General features: G+C 63.0%; 1 protein-coding gene. It reads right to left on the bottom strand.

The genetic code is table 11. From position 1 onward, the window contains the following. Window positions 1–1117 (bottom strand): IS256 family transposase (locus C5E41_RS32950; protein ID WP_104379557.1); only part of this gene is annotated, 1117 nt, incomplete at its 3' end. Window positions 1118–1251 lie beyond the last annotated feature (134 nt).

The raw sequence follows: 1251 nt of genomic DNA, 5'->3' as shown, positions 1-1251 counted from the left end.
GTTCGGCGAGCACGGCGCCGACGAGGCGGATGATGGCTTGCCGGTCGGGGAATATACCGACGACGTCGGTGCGGCGGCGGATTTCCTTGTTCAATCGTTCTTGCGGATTGTTCGACCAGATTTGGCGCCAGATCTGTTTGGGGAACGCGGTGAACGACAGCAGGTCCGCGCGGGCCGCGTCGAGGTGAGCGGCCACTTTGGGTAGTTTCTCGCCCAGCGCGTCGAGCATCCGATCATATTGGGCGGCAACTGATTCGGTGTCGGCTTGGTCGAACACCGAGTGGAGCAGGGTCCGTACCCACGGCCATGACGATTTCGGGGTGATCGACATCAGATTCACGGTGTAGTGGGTTCTGCAGCGTTGCCAGGCAGCTCCGGGCAGTGTGGCTCCGATCGCGGCGACCAGCCCGGCGTGGGCGTCGGAGGTGACCAGTGAGACTCCGGACAGGCCGCGGGCGACCAGGTCACGGAAGAACGCCAGCCAGCCTGCGCCGTCTTCGCCGCTGGTGACCTGGATACCGAGGATTTCACGGTATCCGTCGGCGTTGACACCGGTGGCGACCAGGGCGTGCACGTTGACCACGTGCCCGTTCTCACGCACCTTCAACACCAGAGCGTCCGCGGCGACGAACGTATACGGGCCTTGATCGAGGGGGCGGGTGCGGAACGCTTCGACCTGGGCGTCGAGTTCGCTGGCCATGATCGACACCTGGGACTTGGAAAGCTTTGTCACGCCCAGTGATTCGACCAGCTTCTCCATCCGGCGGGTAGACACCCCGAGCAGATAACACGTGGCGACCACCGAGGTCAGGGCTCGTTCGGCGCGTTTGCGGCGCTCGAGCAGCCAATCCGGGAAATAACTACCGGACCGCAGTTTCGGTATGGCGACGTCGATCGTGCCGACACGAGTGTCGAAATCGCGGTGGCGGTAACCGTTTCGGGAGTTCACCCGGTCCTCGGAGCGTTCGCCGTAGCCGGCACCGCACATCGAGTCGGCCTCGGCGCTCATCAGGGCCCCGATGAACGTGGACATCATGTCTCGCAGTAGGTCAGGGCTCGCGACGGCGAGTTGGTCCGACAGCATCTTGGACGGGTCGATAGGCTGGACAGAGGTCATCGCGTGGTCTTCTTCCTTCTGAACGACTTGGTAGGTCTTCTGAAGGATCACGCGGTGACCACCCTTTTCCCGGCTACGACACGCTCAGATTTGGTCTGACGCCCGAGTCGTACACCATCCTGCTGGACTCAACC

The sequence above is a fragment of the Nocardia nova genome (genome assembly GCF_002933465.1).
Taxonomy (GTDB): Bacteria; Actinomycetota; Actinomycetes; order Mycobacteriales; family Mycobacteriaceae; genus Nocardia; species Nocardia nova_B.
The sequence above is the reverse complement of the archived record's forward strand: the minus strand, read 5'-3'. Positions and strand labels throughout refer to the sequence as shown.